Here is a 21,744-nt window from a genome sequence, read left to right as displayed (position 1 = left end):
AAGACCGCTGCGGCACCGAGCCGTGGCCACCCGCCTGGCCGGCCGCGAACGGGAATTCCTGGGAGAGTTCGCATTCCCCGCATCGAGCGCGACCCCAGGAGCCACTACCGACACCGACATCGAGGAGTTCGCCCGCACCTACTCGCGCCCCGACGGCTGGCGCGGAGCGATCGGCCTATACCAGTCGATGCCGAGGGAGGGGCCAGAGATCAAGGCTCTTGCCGACACGCACGGCCTGACCGTGCCTGTACTCGCGGTCGGCGCGGGCGGAGGACCCTTCACAGCTGACACCGTGTCCCAAGCGGCAGCAACCGAAGTGAGCTCGGTGTCACTCGACGGTGTAGGGCACTATGCCGCGATGGAAGGCCCTGCGGAGTTGGCCAAGGCCATTCTCGAATTCATCGGGAACATCGACGCCCTTCAGCCTCGGCATTTCATGACGGCTCGTCAGTGCACTCGGTGACCACGAGCGGGCGCATGCGCCTGCTGACCGACGAGTAGTGGGCGCCCCTGGCGCCCTGCCTTCCCGGGAATTTGCCCCGCGAAGCGTTCGGGCCCTGGCAGACGTATCGAAGCGCCATCGCAGGTGGGCACCTTGAGCGAACTCGTCGCCGCCCCGGAGGCCACCCGCCGCTCGGCGCTGCTCCGTGCCGATACCCCAGGAGCCCGTCTCCAGTACGAAGTCCTCAGGCCCCGAACAGCGCAGGCACGGAACATCGCCTCTTCACCAGTCCAGCAACGGCATGATCGGCGAGGTAGATCAGGGAGGCCTGCGGGTCCATGCCGAAGGCGGCTGCGACGAGTTTGGGGTTCATGGTGTTGACCAGGTCGACGAGTCGGGTACTGCGGATCATCCGGTGCGGATACCCCCAGTCGTCAAGAACGTGGGACAGGTAGGCAGTTGAGGCCGGGTTTCGCCCGGCCTTGGTTCCTTTGGTGACCACCACGTGCGGGTTGGCCGTGGGCCATGCCGCACGATGGGCCAGGCACCGCTCAAGCACCGTCCAGGAGGCAGGATCGAGCGGGACGGGATGGGGTCGCTTGCCGAGCCGGATCGTATGAGCCGCCGGGTCGAGGTCGGCGACCTGCAGCATCCGGACCTTCGTGCTGGCGGCGCCGTGCAGCAGGGCGAGTATGCCAAGCAGGGCCTCATGCGGGTGAACGCCGTCGCTGGTGGTCCAGCGGCGGAAGAGTTCGCGCCGCTGGTCGAGGGCGAGAGTGCGGCCGCGGAAACCGTTCGGCTCCTTCACCATCAGGGTGCGGGTCGGGTCGATCAGCACGATGTGTCCGGAGTGGGCGAAGCGGAAGCACTGCCGCAACACCACCAGCCGCCGCTTGCGGGCCTTGGGCACGGTGGCCAGGAAGGCTTCGACATCGTGCACGTCGACCAGGGCCCAGTCGTCCTTGCCGCGGTGCTCGGTAAGGAAGCGGGCCAGGTCCCGCAGGACGGTACGTCACGCAGTGCGAGCGGCGGTCGTTCCGGCGCGGGGCTGGCGTACGACCTGGTGACGTCGCCGGAGCGCGTGCGTGCCCGGCTGATCGGCTTCCCGCGGAAGTGCTCCGCCGACCCGCGTGGGCGCCGACGGGCGAGTCCGTTTCGGCTGAGCCCAAGAGCGCAGGCCCGGCTGTGCTTCAGTGGCGCAAGCCGGACAGCAGATCCGGGCCGAGGCGCCGGATGGCGTCCACGTTGAGCCGGTAGTACACGACGGCCCCGTGCCGGTGCGTGGACACCAGACCGACTTCGCGGAGCTGCCGCAGATGGCGTGAGATCTGCGGCGACGTCATCCCCAGCCGGGCCGCCAGCTCCGCCGTGGCCGCCGGATGACGCAGGATGTCGCGGCAGATCAGCAGCCGTGTCGGATCCTGCAGCGCGGCGAGCCGCCTGCGCATCTCCTCGACCGGGACAGCCTCCACGGCGGGCACCACGGGATACTGCACGACGACGGCGTAACCGGGGACGTGCTTGACCACCAGATGCGAGTCCCCGTGCGCGCTGGGCACGAGCACGCACGGCATGCGCGCGTCCAGCCGCACCGTCGCGTGGTAGAGCTTGTCGAAGACCACCCGCGGCGGGTCGTCCGCCACGGCACCGATCCCGTCGAAGGCCCCGGTGACGCCGCGCAGCCGCAGCTGCCGCAGCCGGGTCTGCACATCGGGATCCACCGCCGCCCGTACCCGCCGCCACTCCTCGTCGAAGGCCGCGGCGGCGAAGGCGGCGAGGAAGTCCAGCAACTCGCCCCGGAACCGGGCCGGATCCTCGATCAGCCGCAGGCCCAGGTCGTAGCGCCCCAACGAAATGAGCCGAAGCCGCGGCAGCACAGCCGCGGGGTCCTGCGGCGGTTCGCCCGAGGTGGGGTTCTTGCCGATCAGGGCCTGCACGGTCAGGGCGGTGAAGGCGTCGAGCGGCAGGCGCGCGATGCCGTCGAGCTCGGCGCCGAGCGAGCGCTCAGCACCGGCCGTGAGGGGGAGTAGATAGCGCGCCCGGAAGGCGCCCCACAGCGGCGCCCACACCGTCGCGCGGGTGAGCAGGTCCCCGGTGACGCCGCTGTGCACGGCGGACACCCACGACTGGCTCGCCGGGTGGTGTCCCGGCTCGTCCAGGGCGTGCAGCGCGGCGCACAACTCCGCGAGCGGCGAGGGCCGGACGGTGATCCACTCCGGTCTCGCCGCGTCAATGTGCAGGGTCACGGCCATCCCCCAGTGTTACCGCCTTGGCGACAATCTTGTTGTCCGGCCCCCGGCAAGTTCGCAGACTCATCCCTCGAATCCCTGTTGACCTGCGGTTTGGAGGACAAGTGGCCGGTTACGTACGGCCCTCGGAGCGGGGCGGGCCCGCGCATCCGAGTCAGTACTACTCGGGGGGCGCGACCACGGTCTTCGCCTCGCGCTTCGATCAGCGCTTCTCGTTCTGTGCCTATGTGCCGAGCGCACACGACCCGGACGGCGCCCCGCTGCCGCTCGCGGTGCTCCAGCACGGTACGGGCCGACGTGGCCCCCAGTACCGCGACAACTTCGCCGAGTGGGGCGAGCGGCACGGCTGTCTGGTGCTGTGCCCGCTGTTTCCCGCGGGCATCGGCGACCCGGACGACCTCCACAACTTCAAGTTCCTCGAGTACGGCGACATCCGCTACGACCAGGTCCTGCTGGAGATCGTCGCGGAGGCCGGTGCCCGCTGGAACACGGACACCTCCCGGTTCCTGCTGCACGGCTTCTCCGGCGGCGGGCAGTTCGTCCACCGTTTCGCCTATCTGCACCCGGACCGGCTGAGCGGCCTCTCCATCGGTGCCCCGGGGCGGATCACCCACCTGGACTCCGAGCGGCCCTGGTGGGTGGGGCTCAAGGGCTTCGAGGAGAAGTTCGGCCGGCCGCCGCGGCTCGCGGAGCTGCGGGACGTACCGGTGCAGATGGTCGTCGGCTCCGAGGACACCGAGACCTGGGAGATCAACAACGTCGGCGACTCGAACTGGATGGACGGTGCCGATGCCCATGGCCGGACCCGGCTGGAGCGGCTGAAGGCACTGAGCGCGGACTTCGAGCGGCACGGGATACCGGTGCGCTTCGACGTCGTGCCGGGCGTGGGCCACGAGGCGATGTACGTCCTCGAACCCGTCAAGGATTTCTTCACGTCGATTCTGGAAGATCTGGAAGAAGGCAGCGGCAGATGAAGAGCACGAGCACGTACTACCGCACGGTTGCCGCTCTGGTGACCGCGGGCCTGGTCGGCGGCTGTGCCGTGGGCGCGGCGGACGAGGGCGACGGTGGTGGTGACAAGACCGTCGCCTACCCCACCGAGGGCATCTCCGTGCTCGCCCCCGGCAGCCCCGGTGGCGGCTGGGACACCCGGGCCCGTGGCATGTCGCAGGCCCTCACCAAGTGCGATGTCATCGACCAGAAGGTCACCGTCACGAACAAACCGGGCGCGGGCGGCACCATCGGCCTGGCCGAGTTCATCGAGCACAAGGGCGACATGCACCAGCTCATGGTGATGGACACCGTGACGATGCTCGGTGGCATCGCCGTCAACAAGTCCCCGGTCGACATGAAGTCGCTCACCCCGGTGGCCGGCCTCACCAGCTCGCCCAGTGTCCTCGTGGTCCCGAAGAAGTCCCCGTACGACGACCTGAAGAGCCTGCTCGCGGACCTCGAGAAGAAGCCGAAGTCCATCAAGTGGACCGGCGGTTCGGTCGGCGGCGCCGACCACATCCAGGCGGCGCTGCTCGGCAAGAGCAAGGGCGTCTCGCCGGACAGGATCAACTACGTGCCGACCGGCGGTGGCGGCGAGACCGTCAGCCAGCTGCTGAGCGGGGCCGCGACCGTGGGGATGGCCACGGTGACCGAGCTCCGCGGCCAGATCGAGGCCGGCGAGCTGAAGGTCCTGGCCCTCGCCGAGAAGCCCGAGGGCCAGGAGATCGAGGGCATCGACGCCCCATCGCTCGCCGAACTGGGCCTGGAGGAGGCCGCCGTCTCCAGCGTCGGCGGCGTGCTGGCCCCGTCCGGGCTCTCCGACGCCGAGCAGCAGGCCGTGGTGGACACGGTGCGGAAGATGCGCGACTCCAACTGCTGGAAGGACGTACTGAAACGCAATGACTGGACGGACGCCTGGACACCGGGCGACGAGTTCGGCGACCTGATCGGCAAGCAGGAAGACCAGGTCAATGACGTACTCAAGGAACTGGGACTGGTGAAGTGACGGTTCCCCAGACTGCCCGGCCGCAGCAACAGCAACAGCAAGAGCCGGACAAACAGCGGCAGTTCGGCTTCCGCGTGATGGCGCTCTTCGTCCTCGCCGTGGGCCTCACGGTGCTGATCGGGGCGTTCCTCATCCCGGAGGGCGGCGGCTACCAAGCTGTGGGCCCGCGGCCCTTCCCGATGCTCATCGGGGCCGCGGGGACCTTGGTCGGCGCGATAGGCGTCGTCCAGGCGTTCCTGGGGCCGCGGCGGCCGGCAGCCCAGGCCGGGCCGGCACAGCCGGAGGCCCCGGGTGCGACGCGGGAGGCGGAGCCCGGCGGCCCGACCCCAGCACGGCGGCGGGCGACGATCATGCTGCTGGCCGCCCTGATCGCGTACGCGCTGCTCATGCCGACGGCCGGCTACTGGCAGGCGACCACCGTCTTCTACGCGGGCGCCGCCCGCATCCAGGGCAGCCGCAAGCTGGTGCGCGACGTCCTGATCGGACTGGTGATCGGCCTGGCCACCTATTTCGTGTTCGACCGGCTGTTCGGCATCGATCTGCCGCCCGGCTACCTGCGATTGGCCATCTGACAGTCATGGAAGTTCTCGGCAATCTCGGCGACGGTTTCGCCGGCGCCCTCAGCCTGCAGAACCTGCTGCTGGCCCTGGCAGGCGTGACCCTGGGCACACTGGTCGGCGTGCTGCCCGGCCTCGGCCCGGCGACGACGGTGGCACTGCTGCTGCCGCTCACGTTCGTCTTCGACCCGGTCGGCGCCTTCGTGCTGTTCGCGGGCATCTACTACGGCGGCATGTACGGCGGGTCCACGACCGCCATCCTGCTCAACGTCCCCGGCGAGACCGCCTCGGTGCCGACCACCCTCGAAGGCCATCCCATGGCCAGGGCGGGACGCGCGGGCCCGGCCCTGGCCACGGCCGCGATCGGCTCCTTCGTCGCGGGCACCATCTCGACGGTCGTGATCACCTTCCTCGCACCCGGCATGTCCGCCGTGGCGAAGCTGGTCCAGCCGGCCGAGTACTTCGCCATCATCGTGCTGGCGTTCGTGACCGTGACCTCGCTGATCGGCGACTCCCTGATCCGCGGTCTGTCCAGCCTCTTCCTCGGCCTCGCGATCGGGCTCGTCGGCATCGACGCGCTGACCGGCCAGGCCCGCTACTCCTTCGGCGTGCCGCAGTTGTACGACGGCGTCCCCGTGGTGGCCTTGGCGGTTGGCCTCTTCGCCATCGCCGAGGTGCTGTACACGACCTTGACGCCCGACGGATCCGAGCAGGTCGCCTCGCTCCGCGGCCCGGTCGGCATGACCCGCGACGACTGGCGCCGCTCCTGGCGGCCGTGGCTGCGCGGCACCGCCCTCGGCGTGCCCTTCGGCGCGATGCCCGCGGGCGGTGCGGAGATCCCGACGTTCCTCAGCTACAACATCGAGCGCCGGCTGGCCAAGCGCGGACAGGAACGAGGGAAGCGGAAGGACGAGTTCGGCAACGGTGCCATCGAGGGCGTGGCAGGCCCCGAGGCCGCCAACAACGCGGCCTTCTCCGGCGTACTGATGCCGCTCCTCACCCTCGGCATCCCCACCTCCGCCACGGCGGGCGTGCTGCTCATCGCCTTCCAGATCTACAACATCCAGCCCGGACCGCAGTTGTTCGACCAGCAGACCTCCCTGGTGTGGACGCTGATCGCGAGCCTCTACATCGGCAATGTCATGCTGCTCGTGCTCAACCTCCCCATGATCCGGATCTGGGTCAAGCTGCTGCGCATCCCGGCGCCCGTGCTCAGTGCGGGCATCCTGTGCTTCGCCCTCCTCGGCGTGTACGCCATCTCGCAGAGCACCTTCGAGGTGATGCTCGCCATCGGCGTCGCCGTCCTCGGCCTCTTCATGCGGCGCACCGGCTACCCCGTCGCGCCACTGATCCTCGGCGCGGTACTGGGGCCGCTGATGGAGGCCCAGTTCCGCCGGGCCCTGGCCTTCAGCGAGGGTGACCCGACGGTCTTCCTCACCCGGCCCGCGTCGGCGGCCATCCTCGCGCTGGCGCTGACCGCGCTGGTGGCACCGGTGCTGCTGCGGCGGCGCACGCGCGTCCGCCTCCCCGAACCGGAGTGACCGGGCGCCCAGCCCTGGATGACATGCGACCAGGGCTGGGCCCTCACCCGCCGCCGTGCGTCCGACCGGCCGACGGGGGAGGGCTGTCGGGCCGACCGATGCCCCGCGGCGTGGTGGCATTCCGCGGTGGTGAGTATGCCGCCCGTCCGACAGAGAGCCGCGCGGCATCACGTCGCGCTGCGCTCGCTCGCCTCTCTCATGTCCCGCTCCACGGCCCGGTTCTGCGCGGTGTCCGGCTGTCCCGCCGCGCTGCCCGGACGTCCGGCGCGGAGCAGTCCGCTCCAGTTCTCCCGGTTCCAGTCGGCCGGGCCGGTGGTACTCGTGAACTCCTCGACGAGGGAGAGGAACCGCGCGGGGTCGGTGTGGAACGGGAAGTGCCCGGCCCCCTCGAAGATCTCCAGGCGGCTGCCGGGCATCGCCTCGTGCGCCCCGTACGCGTGCCGTACGGGCACCACGCTGTCCCGGTCGCCCCATATCAGCATCGTGGGCATGCCCTCGGTGAGGTAGCAGCGGTCGAGCATGGTCACCACCTGGCCGCGCCAGTCGACCACGGCGCGCAGGGTACGGATGAATGCGCTGCGCGAGGTCGCGTCGGGAAGCGCGTCCACGAGGGTGAGCAACTCCGGTGCGTCCTGGCCCAGATCGGTGTCGAGGAGTCGCATCAGGTGGGCGAACAGGCGTGCTTGCACACCCATGCCGGGCAGGCGCAGCGCGGAGAGCATCAGATGGGCGCCGGGCAGCGACACGGCCCGCAGGACCGGATTCACCTCACGGCCCACGCCGCCCGCACTGACCAGGATCAGCCGCTCCGTGCGCTCCGGGAACTGGTACGCGAACTGCATGGCGACGCCGCCGCCGAGCGAGTGCCCGACCAGCGTGGCCTGTTCGATGTCCAGCGTGGACAGCAGGTCGCGCACCCCGTTCGCGTACGCGGCGACCGAGTAGTCGGCCCGGGGCTTGTCCGAGGCGCCGTGGCCGAGCAGGTCGGGGGCGATCACCGTGTGGGTGCGGGCGAGGTCGGGGATGAGCTCGGCCCAGGTCGCCGAGGAGTCGCCGATGCCGTGGATCAGGACGAGTACCGGGCCCTGGCCGGCCATGCGGTAGGCACGGCGGTAGCCGTGCACGACGCGGTGGTGCAGCCGTAGTTCTCCGTTGCCCACCGGGCGCAGCCGCTTGATGCGCCGCGGGCCCTGTCGTGGGACGTCGACCACCGGCTCACCTCCCGTTCCGGGCCGCGGAAAATGCGGCTCCAAGCGCTCGGTTCCAGCGTAAGGCCCTTGTCCCACAAGGGATTTCCGTGAGGTTTCGCCTCCGCTAACCGGGCGAACCGATACGTACCGAAAGGGCATTGTCAGTGGCGGACGGCAGCTGGATCCCGCGCCACCACTGTGCGGCGGCGTGGAACCGCTGACCCTTGTGGCGCTGTAGCCGAACCGGGAGGGCCGTCCGATGCCGACCCCGTACTCACCGATCACGAACGCACCGCAGTGCAGGCTTATCTGCGCCTGCCTGCTGCACCCGTTCAAGCGCCTGGCCGGACGGCGGGAGCGACGCCTCGACCTCCACCATGCCTTCGTCTGGCTGGGCTGCGGCCTCATCTGCTCGACGGCTCAAGAATGCTGCCGGATCATGATCACAGAAGCCCCCATGGCGGCAAGTTCCCTTTGTAGAGGGCGGCGAAAACGCCGGGGCACCCTCCACGCGCTCGCTCACTACTCACCTGTCTCGTGCTCCGAACGACCCACGGCCGGCGGCTCGTCGTAGGTGATCACGACCGGTGCATTTGCCTCCGCCTGTGCGCGGTCCGCCGCCGCCGCGAGCTCCTCGGAGCGTCGGCGCAGCTCGGTCGGGAGGCCTTGCGGGCGCAGTGGGGAGCCGTCCGGCTGGCAGAACACCAGGCCCTCCAGAGGGGTGCCTGGGGGCTGGCCGGCCCGGGCGAGGGCGGTTTGGCGCTCCAGCGCGGTGGCGACGCGCGGGGACAGGCTCACCCGGTTCCGGCTCGCCTTTGGGTTTCGGGTGGCCGAGGTAGGGCCGGTTGTTGTTGACGGCCGTGAGGTTCCGGCGCACCAGCAGGGTCTTCTCGGGCAGGTGGACGTCGGTCCAGTGCAGGCCGAGGGCCTCGCCGCGGCGCATCCCGGTGCCCAGCAGCAGCTCGCACAGGTTCGCGACCTGGTCGCCGTAGTGGGTGTGGTTGTGCCGCAGGAAGGCGGCCGCCTGGGTGGGGTTCCAGCAGATTCGTTCCTGGGTCGCGGGCCGCGGTGTCATCGCATGTCGGCACGGGTTGTCGGCGATCTATTGGGCACGCACGGCCGGGCCGAGCGGGCTGGAGAGGGTGGCGCCGATCGGGTAAACGGTGGTCCGCCCCCGGTCGCGGGCGAGCTCGGCCTCCTGCCAGGCGGTGATGTGGCGCGGTCGCAGGCCTTGGAGGGTGATGCGTCCGAGGGAGGGGATGAGGTCGGCGCGGACGTGGTCGCGGTAGCGGACGAACGTGGTGGGCTTGAGCGTCTCCTCCTTGGTGCGCATCCTTGGTGCGCAGCCAGTCGGTCAGGTAGGCGGCGAGGATGAGGTCCTCGTCGACGTACAGGCCGGTGCGGTCGCATGCCAGGGCGCGCTCCAGGGCCGCGTGGGCGGCCTTACGGGTGGGGAAGCCGCTGCGGCAGTGGGGCCTGCGTCTGCCGTCGGCGGACGGCAGGTCGACGGCGAAGGCCCACGAACCGTGCCGGGAACGGCCCTTGAGTTTCGGACCGGCCGCGCCGAACTGCCGACCGTCGGGCCGGCGGCAGCCGCAGCGCCGGTAGAGACGACCGCGCTCGGGAGTGCGAGGAGCCATGGTGCTCACCTCCGATGGGGGAGTGCGTTGGCTCCACCGCGACGGCGTCATCCTCCGGCGCGTCAGCTGGCGGATCACGGCGTACGAGGGCGGTGACATCACCTCGCCATCACAGGACATGGCCCGTCACCGTTGAACAGCAGCGCCCCTGCGGGTGGCGAAGGGCCGCGGCTCCGGAACGGCGGTCACCGGCGGTTGTCGAGGGTACGGGGCACGCCGTGATCTCCAACTCACCCTCGTGGACGATCAGTACGGCACGCAGTCCCGCGCTCTGCGGGGACGGTCAGCAGAACAGAGCCGCTGGCCGGGATTGTTTCGATCCGTTGCCGGCGGCGGCCGTGCTCGGGGTGTTGGCGAGTGCGGCAAGGCAGTGGCGCAGGCAGTGGTTCGCGGGGTGGTGGGCTTTGAGGTTGATCGTCGGTGTCTACTCGCCGCTGTCGATCGCGGCCATATCGCCAGAACCGCAGGCTGTCCTGCAATACAGGGGCGCGTCTGTCTTCGGCAAGCTGATGCTGGAGGACAGCGAACTGACCACCGAATCGGTGCACTTCCGCGGTAGGGCAGTAGGGACCGGCGAGTGCGCTTTCGGGCCGAGAACGGCGCGGGCGGTCCGCGTTTGAGGCGGCAGGACCCGCTATCCCCGGGTGAGTTCGAGCACGGTTGCCATGTCGCTGAAGGGGAGCAGTTTGTCGCCGACGATCTGGTGGGGCTCGCTGCCCTTGCCGGCGATCAGGACGATGTCGTCCGGGCCCGCGGCGGAGAGAGCGAAGGCGACGGCCTCACGGCGGTCGGTGAACTGTTCGAACGGTGTGCCGGTCGCCGCGATGCCGGGGGCGATCTGGTCCAGGATGGCCTGGGGGTCTTCGCCTCGGGGGTTGTCCGAGGTGAGGACGCACAGGTCGGAGTGAGTGCCGGCGATCCTGCCCATGTCCGCCCGCTTGGTGGTGTCCCGGTCCCCGCCGCAGCCGAAGACGGTGATGACCTGGCCGCGTGCGAAGTCGCGGATGGTGGTGAGGACCTTGTCCAGGGAGTCCGGTGAGTGGGCGTAGTCAACGATCACCGACGTGCCGCGTGGCGTCTGGAAGCGCTCGAACCGACCCGGGATCGCAGGCATCCGGTCGAGGGCGGCGACCAGCCTGCCCAGATCGTGGCCCAGAAGGTGGCAGGCCGCCACGGTAGCCAGCGCGTTGGCCACCGAGAAGCGGCCCGGGATGGGGATCGCCGCCGGATACTTGTGGCCGTCGTGGTGCAGGATGAAACGCGTGCCGAAGGCGTCCACGGAGAGGTCGGTGGCCCGGTAGTCCGCCTCGGCGTCCAGGGCGTACGTGGTCACCGCGCCCGGCATCATCGCCTGGATCCCGGCGCCCACCGGGTCGTCGGCGTTGACCACAGCGCGCCTGCACAAGCCCTGGAACAGACGCAGCTTGGCGTCCCGGTAGTTCGCCATCGTTCCGTGATCGTCCAGGTGATCCTGCGTCAGGTTGGTGAACACGCCGACGTCGATGAACGTACGGTCCACCCGGTGTGTCAGCAGCCCCATGGACGTGGCTTCCAGTACCGCGCTGCCGACTCCGCGGTCGCGCATGCACCCCAGCAGGTACTGCAGGTCCGGCGACTCCGGCGTGGTCAGCACCGACCTCGGCATCGGGATCAGCTCGTCGCCGATCCGGCTGCCGGCGGTCCCGATGACCCCCACCTTCGCGCCCTCGGAGATCCGCAGGACCGACTCGACCATGTACGACACCGACGTCTTGCCGTTGGTACCGGTGATCGCCACCAGGTCCATCTGCCGCCCCGGCTCACCGAAGTAGCGGGAGGCGATGACTGCGGCCGCTGTCCGGGTGTCGGGCACCCGTACGACGCACGCCTGCGGTGCCAACGCCCACGCCGACGCCGCGGGTGTCGGCGTCGCGGCGTCGACGAGTACTGCCGCCGCGCCGCATGCGAGGGCAGGTGCCACCGAGTCGGGGCCGCCTTCACGGTGGCCGGGCACGGCGATGAACAGCGAACCCGGCGTCACCCGGTCGGCGTCGAAGGTGGTTCCCGCGGTGATCGCCGTCCTCGCCGGGTCGCCCTGCAGAACGTGGTGCTCCTGCCCGGCCAGCAACTCGCTCAGCTTCACAGTGATCCCTTCGAAGGTGGGTCGGGCCGTCGTGCGGCCGTCGCCAGGCGGCAGCCCCGGCGGTGCGCCGGAAGCTGCGGTGGTGCCGTTGAGCGGGTGCGCAGGCGTCGTGGACGCGTCCGATCAGAACTGGATGCGGCTGGATGCGGCGGCTCAGGCCGGTAGCAGCAGTCCTGCCGTGTTGCCTGCGGTGTGTTGACAAGAACAGCGAGCCGAGCGAGGCCAGGGCCCTGCCCCGGTGAGGGCGCGGAGAATCGCTAGCCGTGGCCGTGCAGCGCGATACGGCCGCTGTCGGGCGCCTCATTGTCAGCTGCGGTCGTCGGGCCGACGGCAGCCGATCCCATGGCAGCCGGGCACAGCCGGCAGGCAGCCTGCTGCAGGCTGTCCCTCACGGCACGTGTGCGACTCATGTGCCGAGTGTACGTCCGCCCGAGCGGCCCGAAAGCCGCGCTCGGCAAACGCATTGGCCGGACGCGGCGGCAGCCGTTGGGAAGCGGAGGTGGTAGGCACCGGCGGTAGTGCCGAGTTTCTCACCGCTCGCCGGGCCCGCGGTCGGGTGCTGCCAGGAGATCTGCGGGGAGGGCAGCCGAGGGACGTCGGCGGTCAGGGGCGTCTGTCCATGGATCGGGAGGGTGTTTCGGGAACCGCGTGAAGTTATCTGACGCCGGTACCAGCAGCAGATCTTCGTCTGCTGCTGGTACACGCGTGGCGGCTGCGTTGATCTGCGAAAACGAGAGTGCTGTCGGTGATTGCCGCCAACTTTGTCCGGGAATGGTCCGGATCTTGCGCGACGGAACACCTCCGCTCGCGCGGGATGCACAACTCCCCGTGCTCCCCAGTCACCTGTGCCTCCAGCCGACCCCCGCGAGGAGAGAGCCATGCCCGAAGCGCCCGGCATCCCCGACACATCCGGCCGCTCCCGACCAGCCGGATCCTGACGCGGTTATCGATTCCTTGCCGAGCGCGGTGTCTCGTATCGCCCGGACGCGCACGAGCGGATCTGGGCCGTGGAGCACGCCGAGATGCTGAACATGTCGGAAGCCTGCCCCCGGCCAGGCCGCGCCCGTGCCTGTCAGGCGGCGTTTCCCGCCGAGGTCCGGACGGCACCAGGGACCGGGACGGCGCCCGTGTCCTCGGCGACTGCGGCCTTCGCCGGTGCCCCGATTCCGAGCTTCTCGAGGATCTTCTTCTCGATCTCGTTGGCGAGGTCGGCGTTGTCCTTGAGGAAGTTGCGGGCGTTCTCTTTGCCCTGGCCGAGCTGGTCGCCCTCGTACGTGTACCAGGCGCCGGCCTTGCGGACGAAGCCGTGTTCCACGCCCATGTCGATCAGGCCGCCCTCGCGGCTGATGCCCTGTCCGTAGAGGATGTCGAACTCGGCCTGCTTGAAGGGCGGCGCGACCTTGTTCTTGACGACCTTGACGCGGGTACGGTTGCCGACTGCGTCGGTACCGTCCTTCAGCGTCTCGATCCGGCGGATGTCGAGCCGCACCGAGGCGTAGAACTTCAGCGCGCGGCCACCGGTCGTGGTCTCCGGGGAGCCGAACATCACGCCGATCTTCTCGCGGAGCTGGTTGATGAAGATCGCGGTGGTCTTGGACTGGCTCAGCGCGCCGGTGATCTTCCGCAGCGCCTGGCTCATCAGACGGGCCTGCAGACCCATGTGGGAGTCGCCCATCTCGCCCTCGATCTCGGCGCGTGGCACCAGGGCCGCGACGGAGTCGATCACGATCAAGTCGATCGCGCCGGAGCGGATCAGGATGTCGACGATCTCCAGCGCCTGTTCACCGTTGTCCGGCTGGGACAGGATGAGGTTGTCGGTGTCGACGCCGAGCTTCTTGGCGTACTCGGGGTCGAGTGCGTGCTCCGCGTCGATGAAGGCCACCTGGCCGCCGGCCTTCTGTGCGTTCGCTACTGCGTGCAACGTCAGGGTCGTCTTGCCGGAGGACTCCGGCCCGTATACCTCCACCACACGGCCGCGGGGCAGACCGCCCACGCCGAGCGCCACGTCCAGCGCGGTCGATCCTGTAGGGATCACCTCGATGGGCTCATTGGGCCGCTCGCCGAGGCGCATGACCGCGCCCCTGCCAAATTTCCGCTCGATCTGTGCGAGCGCGGTGTCCAGCGCCTTTTCGTGGTCGGTTCCTGCCATGAGCTTTCACCCGGTCCGATTATGTGGCACGCCGCACGTCGGAGAACGTGAGCGTCTACTGCCGACAACGGACGTCTCGGAGATCCCAGTAAACGAACATCCGATCGATTTGCGTGTCCAGTGAAAGGTATCAAACATGAGGGGAGCGGGACGGGTCGCGCACCGGACCGCTCCGGACGCAGACCGCGCCGCCGCCCGCGCCGCAGGGCAGCTGCACCAGGCCGGTGTTCGAGGCCGACGAGGCGCCGCTCGGCGCGACGCACTTGCCGGAGGCGACGGAGACCAGGTTGAAGGTCTTGTCGGTTCCGCTGACGGTCACGGGGACGAGCCGCCACTGCTGGTTCATTCCGTTGTGGCAGGTCCACTGGATGATCGTGGCGTTGTCCGCGGCGGACGCGCCGTAGACATCGACGCACTGGCCGGAGGCGTGCGTACTGATCGTGTAGGTGTCGGCCGTCCCCGCGACCGGGGTGAAGCCGCAGGCGCCACCAGGAAGGCGACCACCGCGGCGAGCACGGCGGTGAGCACGGACAGGTATCTGGAACGGGTCACTGGGCACACCCTTCATCGCCTGGAGGGGGTGGGGCCGTACACCTTTGCCTCAAGCAGGCCGACGGAGTTGGTGCCGCTGCCGGTCAGCAGCACTCGGAGCCGGGTGGTGCTCGTGGCCGTGAAGGTGACGGTGTTGTACTGGTTTTTGACCAGCGGGTAGGCGCCGGCACTGGGCACGTCGACGTAGGCGCTGCCGTTCCAGTACTGCAGCTTCCATGAGGCGGGCATGTCGATGCCCTGGTCGTCGTCGAAGAAGTACACCTCGGCCTTGTCGAGGGTCTTCGCCGACGGCCAGGCCAGCTCGGCCCATTGCCGGCCTGTCTCCGGCCAGGTACCCCAGCGCGGGTTCACGGTGTCGTTGGACGACGGTGGGTCGATCCCGTCGTTGACGGCGGCGACGCTCTCCCAGGAGGAGGTGTACGACGCGGACGCTGTCGCGGAGCTCGCCTGGTTGGCCGGTGGTTGGGCGCCGCCGCGGTTGTACACCTTGACCTCGGTGAGGCCCGTCTTGGCCCCCGAGGCGTTGGTGGCCAGGACCCGTACGCGCTGGGCGTTGATCGCCGGGAACCGCACCAGGTTGTAGTTGGCCCGCGGCGCGGGCGGGCTCTTGGTCTGGGCAGGTGCGTTCGCCCAGGAACTGCCGTCGTAGTACTGGACGGTGTACGCGGACGGGGCCCGGTAGGCGGTGCTCGCCGGGCGACTGTCCTTGAAGTACAGGCGCACCTCGTTCAGCGTGCGGGCAGTGCCGAAGTTCAGCTCGTACCAGTCCTGGCTGTTGGGGGAGCCGCCCGCACCCCAGAACGGTTCGTCGGTGGGGTAGCCGTCGACCGCGCCGGAGGCGGCGCTGCCGGATCCGGTGTGGGAGGCGGACACCGTCGCCCCGGAGGCGAGGTTGGTCAGGTCGGCGGTCAGGTCGACGCCGGCCTTGGCGAGCATGTCGACCATCTGGGGACTGTTCTGCACGACCTGGTTGGGGGCCTTCAGTCCCGCGACGGACGTGTGGTGGGTGACCGTGCCGCTCGTGGTGACGTCGCCGGTGGCCGGGTCCCAGGTGAAGGGCACCAGCGAGCTGACGGTGGCGGCCCGGTTGCCGTTGACGTAGATCGAGTAGCCCTCCGGGACGCCGGGGTAGCGCACCACCCCGTCGGCCGGGTCGTCCCAGACGATGGACAGGTCGGCGCCCCGGTAGCGGAGGTTGTTGACGGTGAAGTGGTCCCAGCCGATGTTGATCGGTGAGAGCTCGACCTTGGCGTCGTTGCGTGTCCGCAGGCCGGCGACGTCCTCGATCACGGTCCAGTTGCTGCTGCCCAGGATGTTGTGGTGGATCCAGGAGCGGTAGTTGATCGCGCTGCCGTTCCAGTCGGCCCAGAACTCGTTGGCGTCCGGCCACTGGGTGTTGCCGCCGACGTACTGGGCCCAGGTGTTCCAGTAGAGCAGCTTCTTGTAGTCGGTCGCGTTCATCCAGGAGTTGGGGTAGTTGCGCAGCACTGAGGAGTAGAGCCGGAACTGCACGGTCGAGTTGATGGTGGAGAAGTTGTTCGAGCCCGGGTTCCCGGCGTCGGCCGCCGCCTTCTTGTCGACCTGGTTGGCCGTGTAGAAGGGGAAGACCGGGTACTGGGCTGGGTCGTCGTACAGCCGCAGAGCCTGCTTGTACGTCGCTGTGTCGGGGACGGCTCCGACCGAGAACGGGTAGTAGTTGTTGATCTCCTTCCAGGGCACCCATTCGTTGGTCGACTTCAATCGGTGCTCGAACAGCTGCCGGTTGGGGTTCCACAGCACGTTGACGATGGCGTCCTTGATCTGCGTGGCGAGCGTGCGCATCTCGGTTGCCTTGGCCGTGTTGCCGATCGCCTCGTAGGCCTGCGCGGCGGCGAGCGCGCCGCTGTACTGGTAGGCGGACTCGGCGCGGTCCATGTTGCCGGGCTTCCAGTGGAAGGAGACGGCGTCGGCGTCGTTGCCGGTCAGTGCGCCCCAGTCGTACTCGATGAGCTTGTTGTTGTCGTGGTCGTAGTGCGCGAGTTGGCCCTTGACGTCGCCCTCCGCGTAGCGGGCCAGATTGGCGGCGATGCCCGGTTGGCCGCCGTGGATCTGGTAGCTCTTCCAGGCCGCCTCGGCGATGTACTGGGTGTAGCTGTTGGACCAGTTCTCCGGGTCACCGGGGTTGTCGAGGAAGCGCCCGCCCTTGGAGGTCTGGCCGACGCTGAGCCAGTCCCCGTACGCGTAGGCCGGGTTGCGCAGGTACTTGAGGTCGTCGATGTGCATCGGCTGGGTGAGCGCGATCGCGTTGTTGTAGCCGAGGACGCCTTCGGTCGAGGTCGGGAACTGGAAGGTCTGACCGGGGATGTCGGCGTCGAGGTTGTTGAAGCGCATCAGCCACCAGCGGTAGTAGATGTTCTTCTTGATCGCGGCTTCGGGTACGTCGATGTAGGGCACGTTCTTCGCCCACCACAGGTTGTAGGCCCTGACGTGGGTGGCGAACGCGGTCGCGTTGGAGTAGCCCGCGTAGGCGTTGTACTCGGTGAGCGACTCGGGGATCTCGTCGGTGACGAAGCCCATGACCACCTTGGCGGTCACCGTGGCTCCGGCCGCGATCGTCACGGACCGGTTGAGGCCGCCGCTGGAGACGGCGAAGCCGTCGCCGGTGAGCCGCGGGCGGATGGTGGTGAGGTTGTTGTAGGCGTTCACCTGCCCCGTCAGCTCGCTGCCGGTGCCCGAGGTGGTGTACGAGGAGGTGGCCCGTAACTGCAGTGTGGCGGAGCTGCTGCCGTTGTTCTTGATCGACAGGTTGGTCACTGCGACGTTGTTGTCGGTGATGAACTTGGCCTGGTCGACCGTGACCGAGCCGCTGGTGTGCACGCTCTTCCAGTGGCTGGGTGCCTGCCGGCGCTGGGAGACCTGTTCGGTGAAGGTGCCCGGGCTGATCGCGACCGTGTAGGCGCTGTTGTCGTTGATGCTCTCCCAGTAGGCGACCTTGCCGCCGAACCCGAGCTTGGAGGGGTCGTGCTCCTTCATGAAGACGGCGCGACCACGGCTCATCAGCCAGGGTCCGGCCGGGTCGTTGCCGGAGCGGGCCAGCAGGCGGTCCATCCAGAAGTCGGTCCCCGAACTCTCCGCGTCGTAGATGCTCCGCATCATGTCGCCCGGCGTGTAGGCGACGGGCGGTGCCGGGATCGCGGGCCCGCTGAAGGTGGGGAACCCGATGGTCTGCGCCGCGTGGGCCGGGGTCGCGGTGAAGACGGAACAGACGATGAGCACCAGTGCCAAGAGGAGGCGCTTCATCGCAGGGCCTGCCGTTCCTGGGCGCCCGACAAATGAGTGGCCTTCGAGGCCGCGTTCAGCCGGAGCCGGGTCGTGCTGCCGTCGCCCGGTGCGCCGGCGTCGTACCGGTGGGACGCGTTGTTGGCCCCTCCGGGGATCGCCGTCCGTCGTCTTCTCATCGGATGCTCCCTGTCCGGTCGACAGCAAGCGTCTGCACCCGGGCGCGCATGGTGACGGGGCATCGGCTGCCGTCGCTCATGTAGTGCTCATGACATAAGGCTGTGCCAGTAAGGCTGTGCACGTGGAAGCGCTGAAGTGCGAGGAAGGGGACCGGTCGGGGGAGTGTTCCCCCGTGTCCCCGAGAGGTGCTGAAACGACCTAAAAGGTTTTCGCAACGTAAGTGTGGGCCCCGGAAGTGTCAAGAGGGATGCCGGAGGGCCGAGGTGACCGGCCGCGCGTGTTCAGGACAACGGCGCGGTGGACCCCCTGATCACCACGCGGCAGGGCAGGGCCTCGACGCCCGAGCGCCGTGCCCCGGCGATCGCGCTGAACAGGGCGTGCGCGGCCGCCCGCCCGACCTGTTCGAGGTTCATGTCGACGCTGGTCAGCGGTGGGCGGGAGGCGGAGGTGAGGACCCGCCAGTTGTCGAAGCCCATGACCGCCACGTCCTCCGGCACCCGGTGGCCCCGCTCGCGCAGTACGTCCATGACGCCGCGAGCGATCTGGTCGCTGCCGCACAGGACGGCGTCGACGTCCGGGTGCTGGCCGAGCAGCATCGCAGTGGCCGCCCGTCCCCAGCCCTCCGACCACACCCCGAACCGTGGTTCGCCGACCAGCGAGAGGCCGGCGTCGGCGAGCGCGGACCGGGCACCCTCGGCCCGCTCCTGCGCCGCGAGATACCCGGGGTCGCCGGTGATGTGCGCGATCCGGTTGCGGCCGCAGACGAGCAGATGGTCCACGGCGATCCGGCCGGCGCCCACGCTGTCGGGGACGATGGACAGATCCGCCGGATCCTCCGACGGCGCGTACGCGTAGACGACGGGGACGGGCAACTCGCGGCCCAGGGACGGGCGCGGGTCGGTCCGGCTGCCCACCACGATGAGGCCGTCGACCCGGCGGCCCAGCAGCGCACGGACGTGGTGCTGCTCTCGGATCGCGTCGCCACGGGCATCGCAGAGGAACACCGCGACCTCGCCCGCTCCGAAGGCGTCCTCGGCACCCATGAGGATCGGGATACTGAACCGGCCCTCCAGGTCGCTGGTGAGCAGACCGACGGTGCCTGTGCGCCCGGCGAGCAGACCGCGGGCCAGCTGGTTGGGCCGGAACGACAGCCGCTCGGCCGCGTCGACCACCCGCTGCCGGGTCTCGGCGCGCACCTGGCTGCGGCCGTTGAGGGCCTTGGACGCGGTGGCGATGGACACGCCTGCCAGCCGGGCGACGTCGCTGAGCGTGGCCGGCTGCGAACGAGAGGGGCCGGTGGCCTGTGCCATGGGTGTTCTCCTGTCTCGCCTTGCGTGCGTAAACCGTACGCGAGTTGTTTCGGTCGAGGTGTGTCCAGCCTGTTTTCACAGGTCTCGCCAGGTCCCGGATTTCCTTTCTGTGCAAGGGGATTGACGGACAGTGAGCCGAGTCCTAGCTTTCAGAAAAGCTTTTCGGTTTCTTCCGGCGCAGAACCCGCACGAGGGGGATCGTTATGGGGAGCACGACCGGACCATGTGGATACCTACGCCGAATCACCACCGGTGCCGTCGCGCTCCTCGTCGCCTCTAGCCTGGTCACGGCATGCGGCTCCGGGGACGACGGCTCGGACGGCGCGGGAGGTGGAGGGGGCGCGGCGGACGCCAAGGGCGTCGACGACGGCGCCACGCTGACGATGTGGACGCGTGCGGCGACCCGGCCGCAGAGCGAGGCGCTGGTCAAGGCATACAACGAGGGCCACAAGAACAAGATCGAGCTGACCGTCGTCCCCACCGACGACTACCAGGCGAAGGTCGGTGCGGCCGCCGGGTCCAAGGACCTGCCCGACCTGTTCGCCTCCGACGTGGTGTTCGTTCCGAACTACACCTCCAGCGGGCTGTTCGCCGACCTCACCGAACGCGTCGACGCCCTGCCCTTCGCCGAGAACCTCGCCCAGTCGCACATCAAGGCCGGCACGTACGAGGACAAGAAGTACGTCGTGCCGCACACCCTCGACCTGTCGGTGCTCTTCTACAACAAGGACCTCTACCGGAAGGCGAAGCTCGACCCCGACAAGCCGCCCACCAGCCTGAGCGAGTGGGACCGGCAGGCACGGGCCGTGGACGCGCTGGGCAGCGGCGTCAACGGCACCTTCTTCGGCGGCAACTGCGGCGGCTGCGGTGTCTTCACCTGGTGGCCGTCCATCTGGTCCGCGGGCGAAGAGGTGCTCAACAAGGAGGGAACCGAGGCAACTCTCGACTCCGACACCGCCAAGAAGGTCTACGACACCTACCGCGGGTGGGTGAGGGACGACATCGTGGCCCCCGGCGCACGCGAGGAGACGGGCACGACCTGGACCGGGGTCTTCCCGAAGGGCAAGGTCGGCGTCATGCCCATGCCGTCGACCACCCTGGGGCTGATGCCCAAGGACCTCGACCTCGGCGTCGCGCCCATCCCCGGACCCGACGGCGGCAAGTCCACCTTCGTCGGCGGTGACGCCATCGGTATCGCCGCCACCAGCAAGTCGGCCGACCAGGCCTGGAACTTCCTCGCCTGGTCACTGGGCGACAAGGCGCAGGTCGACGTGGTCGCCGCCAACAAGGACGTGGTGGCGCGCACCGACCTCGCGTCCAACAAGTACTCCAAGGCGGACCCGCGGCTGGTGACGATCAACGAACTCGTGGCCGACGGCCGTACCCCGTACGCGCTGAAGTTCGGCCAGACCTTCAACGACCCCAACGGGCCCTGGCTGAGCCTGATGCGCGACGCCGTCTTCGGCGACGGGGCGTCCGTCGACAAGGACAACGAAGCGGTCAGCGCCTCACTGGCCGACTGAACGGCACCCGGCTCCCGCAGCACCCCTCCCACGTCACACGGCAGAGGAGAGCCATGCAGGTGAAGGCAGCCGACCCAGCGGCGGCCGAACCCAGGACCCGGCCGGAACGCCGGGTCCGTCCGTCCCGCGCCACCCCGCCCCGGTGGCGGTCCCGCAAAGCGAAAGGTCTCGCCTACGCGGCCCCCACGGCCGTGTTCGTCGCGGTGTTCTTCCTGCTGCCGCTGCTGCTCGTCGGGCAGATGTCGCTCAGCGACTGGCCGCTCCTCGCGGGCGACCGGGGCTTCAACGCCCCCGAGAACTACACCGACGCGACCGACAGCACCCTGTTCTGGCCCGCGGTCCGCTTCACCCTCCTCTACACCGGGATCGTCACGGTCGTACTCCTCGGCCTCGCTCTCCTCCTTGCCCTGCTGGTGCAGGAGTCCCGGCCCGGGGCGGGCTTCTTCCGTACGGTCTACTTTCTGCCCGGCGCCCTGGGACTGGCCTCCGCGTCCCTGCTGTTCTGGGGCCTGTACAGCCCCAGCACCGGCCCGCTCAGCCGCATCCTGGAAAAACTCGGCCTCGTCGACGACCCGGTGTCCTTCCTCGGCACACCGACCTCCGCCCTGTTGTCGACGGTCTTCCTCATCGTCTGGAAGTTCGCCGGCTTCTACATGCTGATCCTCCTCGTGGGCCTCCAGCGCATCCCCCAGGAGGTGTTCGAGGCCGCCCGCATGGACGGCGCGAGCCGCGGCCAGATCTTCCGCTCCATCACGCTGCCGCTGTTGCGGCCGTCCCTCGCCCTGACGCTGCTGCTGTGTGTGACCGGATCGCTGCTCGCCTTCGACCAGTTCTTCATCCTCACCAAGGGCGGACCGGACAACAGCACCGTCACCGTCGTCCAGTTGATCTACCGCGAGGCCTTCCAACGGCTGAACCTGGGCACCGCGGCGGCCCTGTCGATCACCGTCCTTGCCGTGCTGCTCCTGCTCAACGTCCTCCAGTTCCGCGGTATGCGCCGCGCCGACGAGTCATGAGCCGTACCTCACGTAC

The 21,744-nt window shown here is 69.1% G+C and carries 20 protein-coding genes; 8 read left to right on the top strand and 12 right to left on the bottom strand.

Annotated features, from left to right (window positions below; translation table 11 throughout):
* The first annotated feature begins 22 nt into the window (after window positions 1-22).
* Window positions 23-463, top strand: a complete 441-nt coding sequence (locus tag G5C60_RS12445) for an alpha/beta fold hydrolase (RefSeq protein WP_206439412.1) — start codon at window positions 23-25, stop codon at window positions 461-463.
* Window positions 464-686: 223 nt separating this feature from the next.
* On the opposite strand, the gene G5C60_RS51915 is transcribed toward G5C60_RS12445, so the two are convergent.
* Entirely contained in the window at window positions 687-1,382 is a 696-nt protein-coding gene (locus G5C60_RS51915; protein ID WP_241266733.1) for a hypothetical protein, read from the bottom strand.
* Window positions 1,383-1,632: 250 nt separating this feature from the next.
* Window positions 1,633-2,694: an ArsR/SmtB family transcription factor gene (locus tag G5C60_RS12435; protein ID WP_165258147.1), complete on the bottom strand. Its 1,062-nt coding sequence runs from the start codon at window positions 2,692-2,694 to the stop codon at window positions 1,633-1,635.
* 101 nt (window positions 2,695-2,795) lie between these two features.
* Here G5C60_RS12435 and G5C60_RS12430 point away from each other — a divergent pair, with 101 nt between their 5' ends.
* From G5C60_RS12430 to G5C60_RS12415, 4 genes are read left to right on the top strand one after another with little or no spacing between them, the layout of a single operon-like run.
* Window positions 2,796-3,665 (top strand): alpha/beta hydrolase, encoded by an 870-nt coding sequence (locus tag G5C60_RS12430; protein ID WP_165258145.1) that lies wholly within the window; start codon window positions 2,796-2,798, stop codon window positions 3,663-3,665.
* Window positions 3,662-4,690, top strand: a complete 1,029-nt coding sequence (locus tag G5C60_RS12425) for a Bug family tripartite tricarboxylate transporter substrate binding protein (RefSeq protein WP_165258143.1) — start codon at window positions 3,662-3,664, stop codon at window positions 4,688-4,690. The genes G5C60_RS12430 and G5C60_RS12425 overlap by 4 nt, the downstream gene beginning before the upstream one ends.
* A complete protein-coding gene (locus tag G5C60_RS12420) occupies window positions 4,687-5,262 on the top strand; it encodes a tripartite tricarboxylate transporter TctB family protein (RefSeq protein ID WP_165258141.1) in 576 nt (191 codons plus the stop codon). Before G5C60_RS12425 ends, G5C60_RS12420 begins: the two co-directional genes overlap by 4 nt.
* A gap of 5 nt (window positions 5,263-5,267) precedes the next feature.
* Window positions 5,268-6,788: a tripartite tricarboxylate transporter permease gene (locus G5C60_RS12415; RefSeq protein WP_165258139.1), complete on the top strand. Its 1,521-nt coding sequence runs from the start codon at window positions 5,268-5,270 to the stop codon at window positions 6,786-6,788.
* A 167-nt stretch (window positions 6,789-6,955) separates the two neighbouring features.
* Here the strand turns inward: G5C60_RS12415 and G5C60_RS12410 are convergent, their stop codons facing one another.
* The 3 genes from G5C60_RS12410 to G5C60_RS12400 all read right to left on the bottom strand — a co-directional run bounded on the left by G5C60_RS12410 (window position 6,956) and on the right by G5C60_RS12400 (window position 9,311).
* Complete coding sequence (locus G5C60_RS12410) at window positions 6,956-7,999, bottom strand: alpha/beta fold hydrolase (protein WP_165258137.1); 1,044 nt, start codon at window positions 7,997-7,999, stop codon at window positions 6,956-6,958.
* Window positions 8,000-8,500: 501 nt separating this feature from the next.
* Window positions 8,501-8,776, bottom strand: coding sequence for a hypothetical protein (locus tag G5C60_RS12405; RefSeq protein WP_165258090.1), 276 nt, complete (start codon window positions 8,774-8,776; stop codon window positions 8,501-8,503).
* A 304-nt stretch (window positions 8,777-9,080) separates the two neighbouring features.
* Complete coding sequence (locus tag G5C60_RS12400; RefSeq protein ID WP_165258135.1) at window positions 9,081-9,311, bottom strand: tyrosine-type recombinase/integrase; 231 nt, start codon at window positions 9,309-9,311, stop codon at window positions 9,081-9,083.
* A gap of 305 nt (window positions 9,312-9,616) precedes the next feature.
* Here G5C60_RS12400 and G5C60_RS12395 point away from each other — a divergent pair, with 305 nt between their 5' ends.
* The gene (locus tag G5C60_RS12395) at window positions 9,617-9,754 is read left to right on the top strand and encodes a hypothetical protein (RefSeq protein WP_165258133.1); all 138 of its coding nucleotides are present in this window, start codon (window positions 9,617-9,619) and stop codon (window positions 9,752-9,754) included.
* Between the two features lie 498 nt (window positions 9,755-10,252).
* Here the strand turns inward: G5C60_RS12395 and G5C60_RS12390 are convergent, their stop codons facing one another.
* From G5C60_RS12390 to G5C60_RS12360, 7 genes are all read right to left on the bottom strand, one after another.
* Window positions 10,253-11,740, bottom strand: coding sequence for a UDP-N-acetylmuramoyl-L-alanyl-D-glutamate--2,6-diaminopimelate ligase (locus G5C60_RS12390; protein ID WP_165258131.1), 1,488 nt, complete (start codon window positions 11,738-11,740; stop codon window positions 10,253-10,255).
* 257 nt (window positions 11,741-11,997) lie between these two features.
* Window positions 11,998-12,150 (bottom strand): hypothetical protein, encoded by a 153-nt coding sequence (locus G5C60_RS12385; RefSeq protein WP_165258129.1) that lies wholly within the window; start codon window positions 12,148-12,150, stop codon window positions 11,998-12,000.
* Window positions 12,151-12,812: 662 nt separating this feature from the next.
* Complete coding sequence (gene recA, locus G5C60_RS12380; RefSeq protein ID WP_165258127.1) at window positions 12,813-13,889, bottom strand: recombinase RecA; 1,077 nt, start codon at window positions 13,887-13,889, stop codon at window positions 12,813-12,815.
* Window positions 13,890-14,019: 130 nt separating this feature from the next.
* Complete coding sequence (locus G5C60_RS12375) at window positions 14,020-14,457, bottom strand: RICIN domain-containing protein (protein ID WP_241266732.1); 438 nt, start codon at window positions 14,455-14,457, stop codon at window positions 14,020-14,022.
* Window positions 14,454-17,720 carry a discoidin domain-containing protein gene (locus G5C60_RS12370; RefSeq protein ID WP_165258125.1) on the bottom strand — a complete coding sequence of 1,089 codons (3,267 nt, stop codon included), beginning with the start codon at window positions 17,718-17,720 and terminating at the stop codon, window positions 14,454-14,456. The genes G5C60_RS12375 and G5C60_RS12370 overlap by 4 nt, the downstream gene beginning before the upstream one ends.
* Window positions 17,717-17,878: a hypothetical protein gene (locus G5C60_RS12365; RefSeq protein ID WP_165258123.1), complete on the bottom strand. Its 162-nt coding sequence runs from the start codon at window positions 17,876-17,878 to the stop codon at window positions 17,717-17,719. Before G5C60_RS12365 ends, G5C60_RS12370 begins: the two co-directional genes overlap by 4 nt.
* 282 nt (window positions 17,879-18,160) lie before the next feature.
* Entirely contained in the window at window positions 18,161-19,189 is a 1,029-nt protein-coding gene (locus G5C60_RS12360; protein ID WP_165258120.1) for a LacI family DNA-binding transcriptional regulator, read from the bottom strand.
* A 203-nt stretch (window positions 19,190-19,392) separates the two neighbouring features.
* On the opposite strand from G5C60_RS12360, the gene G5C60_RS12355 reads away from it, so the two are divergent.
* Both G5C60_RS12355 and G5C60_RS12350 read left to right on the top strand, forming a co-directional pair.
* Window positions 19,393-20,712 carry an ABC transporter substrate-binding protein gene (locus G5C60_RS12355; protein ID WP_165258118.1) on the top strand — a complete coding sequence of 440 codons (1,320 nt, stop codon included), beginning with the start codon at window positions 19,393-19,395 and terminating at the stop codon, window positions 20,710-20,712.
* A gap of 53 nt (window positions 20,713-20,765) precedes the next feature.
* A complete protein-coding gene (locus G5C60_RS12350; RefSeq protein ID WP_165258116.1) occupies window positions 20,766-21,728 on the top strand; it encodes a carbohydrate ABC transporter permease in 963 nt (320 codons plus the stop codon).
* Window positions 21,729-21,744 lie beyond the last annotated feature (16 nt).

The sequence above is a fragment of the Streptomyces scabichelini genome, from assembly GCF_011045015.1.
GTDB lineage: Bacteria > Actinomycetota > Actinomycetes > Streptomycetales > Streptomycetaceae > Streptomyces > Streptomyces scabichelini.
The sequence above is the reverse complement of the archived record's forward strand: the minus strand, read 5'-3'. Positions and strand labels throughout refer to the sequence as shown.